We start from the raw sequence: 3,309 nt of genomic DNA, 5'->3' as shown, positions 1-3,309 counted from the left end.
TGCTCATGCTGAGTTTCCAGCACTAGATTAACTGCCCGTTCACGGACTTCCGGAGAGTAACGTTTGGTCGTTGTCATAGAGACCTCCACTTTTAAAGTATAGACTCTAATTTATCCGGGGTGATTCACCTGTAACCGCCGCACCCGCCCGTCTAAGATCGTCGCACTCGCCCGCCTATGAACGCCGCACTTGCCCGCCTGAGATGGCCACACCCGTCTATGATCGAAGCACACACCCTGCCGTGACCGGCATTTCAGTGCTGGCGCATTCGCCAGGCCTTGAGGTCAACATCAGCCTGCTGGCGGTGTCAGGCGGCGCTCAGCGCGCCATAGCGACCGAGACGCACGGTGGGCTTGGTTTGGGCCAAGGAGATGAGACAAGCCGCTACACAGTACCCGCCGCAGGCACTCCGACAAGGCATTCACCCGCGGCAACGCTCCGTGTGCAGGGGGCTTTCATAGGCTGCAATGCTAAGCGCTATGCGGGTGGAAGGGTTTTCATCCCCGGCACCGGCGCCACTCGCGTCAGCGCTTCGGTGAAATGTTTGCGGCAGACCGAGACATAGCGATCATTACCGCCGATAACCACTTGCTGCCCTTCATGGACGGCTTTGCCCTGTTCGTCAACGCGCAGCACGCGATTGGCCTTGCGTCCGCAATAGCACACGGTTTTCAACTCCACCAGTTTGTCTGCCCAGGCAAGCAGCCACAAACTGCCGGTAAAGGGCTCAGCGCGAAAATCGGTGCGCAGGCCATAGCACAATACCGGAATATCCAGCTCATCCACCACGGCACACAACCCGGCAACCTGTTCACGGCTAAGAAAGTGGCATTCATCCACCAACACGCAATGGACGGCCTGATGGCCGTGAGCGGTCGCCACGGCCGCATACAAATCGGTCCCGGCAGCAAACACCGCCGCAGGAGAGGACAGCCCGATACGCGAGTGGATCTTACCGCGGCCGTGACGATCGTCGATTTCCGCCGTGAACACCAGCGTGCGCATGCCGCGTTCTTGATAATTATAGGAGGACTGCAGCAGCGAGGTTGTCTTACCGGCATTCATTGCAGAATAATAAAAATAGAGTTGCGCCATCCGTAAGGCACTCCGTCTCAATGATAGGACCAAATAAATAGGATGAGAGTGTATCATATTCGCCGGCGGGATGTAGGTGGCCCGGCGCCCGCAATCCCTCGCCGGCGGCAGCGACCCGCGCACGGGACAATAACTTGCTTCCACAAAACAATAAAAAACGCGCATCACCGGCCAACGGCGGCCGGGTTATAGTTTCAAGCGGGCTAAAGCGGCCCGCGCAATCGGCAATAGCGCGCCGTCGGGCAACATTTATCGCGCTGGCAAGCCAGACTGCCGGCGGAGTGTCCCACCGCAGATGATATAAAAATCGCAGGAGATTATGCTGTAAAGCTTTTATTTTTCAGCCTCTGGTCAGGGCTGCAGCGGTTATAACCCCCCCGTGGGCACGGTGATATAAACCTTCCTTATAATGAAATCAGCAGTGCATTATGCACTCATAAGGCGTCCTGAAGGAAAAACGGAACCTGATGAATCAATTTTGCCTCGCCCGGCGAACACAATATATTTACAGTTGCGGGGTCACAGGCATTTATAAAGAATATTTTTGATTAATCACAATCTGGGTATTGCAGAAAAGAAACTAGCGCTCTATTATTACTGGGACGCCCCCTTTATAATATTCGAGATTAAGTCAATGAGCGAAGCACTAAAGATTCTTAACAACATCCGTACTCTGCGCGCACAGGCCAGAGAATGCACTCTGGAAACTCTTGAAGAAATGCTGGAGAAACTAGAGGTCGTTGTCAATGAACGCCGTGAGGAAGATAGTCAAGCCCAGGTTGAAATTGAAGAGCGTACGCGCAAATTACAGCAATACCGCGAAATGTTGATTGCCGATGGCATCGACCCGAACGAATTGCTGCAGTCGATGAGTTCCTCCAAATCCGCGGGTAAAACCAAGCGTGCCGCTCGTCCGGCGAAATATCAGTACACCGACGAGAATGGCGACGTTAAAACCTGGACCGGCCAAGGCCGTACCCCGGCGGTAATCAAAAAAGCGATTGATGAAGAAGACAAAGCACTGGAAGATTTCCTGCTGTAATCGCCTGGTCGAACCAAGTTGCAAAAAACCCGCTGCCCGCAGCGGGTTTTTTTTATCTACGTCAGGCGCCAGACGCGGCAGACAAAGGGCCGCTCCAATGCTCTATTCCCCTTCTCATTGCACCCGGCTTCCCCTCTGCAAAAGTCTATTCCGCGACGATCTGTGCCCCAATGTCTTTTAAATAATCAGCAAAAAAACCTTGTCATGAGTAAATTATGAGCAGAATAATTAACTAGTGGCCGGCGGTAAGCGTGGGGATAACCCCCGGCGTTTCACGCTAGCACCGCCATTGCGCCGTTATAATCCAACATTATCTTCACATTCTCATACTCGTGGACGCAATGGCCGCTATTCCATTGTGACAAATCGACGCACTTCTGTCCGCTAATTTACCAATGAGTAAAAAGGCCGCTACCCCGAACCCGGTTTGATTAGAGGACATTTTGATGTTCAAGAAATATTTCACCTGCAGTGATTTCTATCGCTGACGGTTAGCCTATGCCTTTTTTTCTTGCAGTATAATGCCAAAGGCAGTAAAGAAGATGGCAAATCTCCAGGTCAAAATAGGACTACACTGCTGGCAAAATGTGCGTTATGCCGCATTATTGATAGCTTTCTCATCCGGTGAATATGTTCGTTAACCTGCGTGTATATTAGCGAGTGAATCTTCCCCCTGCCCTTATAGCCGTTCGTTGCGCAAACAACAGGTGCCTCAGGGCCGGCGATATTTCCTTCTTCGCCCGACGGTCATCCATTTGGTCAATCGCTAAAAGAATAAGGGAAAAACGTCGTTTATGCCGTGCAGAATCCAGCGTGGGTCTTTCGGTTCATATCATCGCGCCTTATTCTCGCCAGACGGACGCCGTGCTGAAATATCAGCGGCGGTAGGGCTGGTGTGGAGAGTGAATAACCCCGAGTTTATTAGAGAGTAATTTTGGCAATACTACGCCGCTTCCTCTGATGCTAATTGCAAAGCGTAATAGTTCATTTCGGCTTCAGTAGGAGGGATGTAACCCAGCCGCCCGAGCAGCCTTCTGTTGTTGTACCAGTCCACCCAGTCCAGCGTGGCCAACTCCACTTCCGTCCGGTTTTTCCAGCTCCCGCGGTGGATAACCTCCGTTTTGTACAACCCGTTGATACTCTCTGCCATCGCATTATCGTAGGAGTCGCCG

The 3,309-nt window shown here is 52.3% G+C and carries 3 protein-coding genes; 1 reads left to right on the top strand and 2 read right to left on the bottom strand.

Going from position 1 to position 3,309, the window contains the following annotated elements:
- Positions 1-477: 477 nt before the first annotated feature.
- Entirely contained in the window at positions 478-1,095 is a 618-nt protein-coding gene (locus CINSTRO3249_RS14265) for a thymidine kinase (protein WP_074013746.1), read from the bottom strand.
- Between the two features lie 634 nt (positions 1,096-1,729).
- On the opposite strand from CINSTRO3249_RS14265, the gene hns reads away from it, so the two are divergent.
- Entirely contained in the window at positions 1,730-2,137 is a 408-nt protein-coding gene (gene hns / locus CINSTRO3249_RS14260) for a histone-like nucleoid-structuring protein H-NS (RefSeq protein WP_074013747.1), read from the top strand.
- Between the two features lie 943 nt (positions 2,138-3,080).
- Here hns and CINSTRO3249_RS14255 read toward each other — a convergent pair.
- Positions 3,081-3,309 (bottom strand): integrase core domain-containing protein (locus CINSTRO3249_RS14255; RefSeq protein ID WP_143146879.1); only part of this gene is annotated, 229 nt, incomplete at its 5' end.

The organism is Candidatus Sodalis sp. SoCistrobi (assembly GCF_900143145.1).
Taxonomy (GTDB): Bacteria; Pseudomonadota; Gammaproteobacteria; order Enterobacterales; family Enterobacteriaceae; genus SoCistrobi.
The sequence above is the reverse complement of the archived record's forward strand: the minus strand, read 5'-3'. Positions and strand labels throughout refer to the sequence as shown.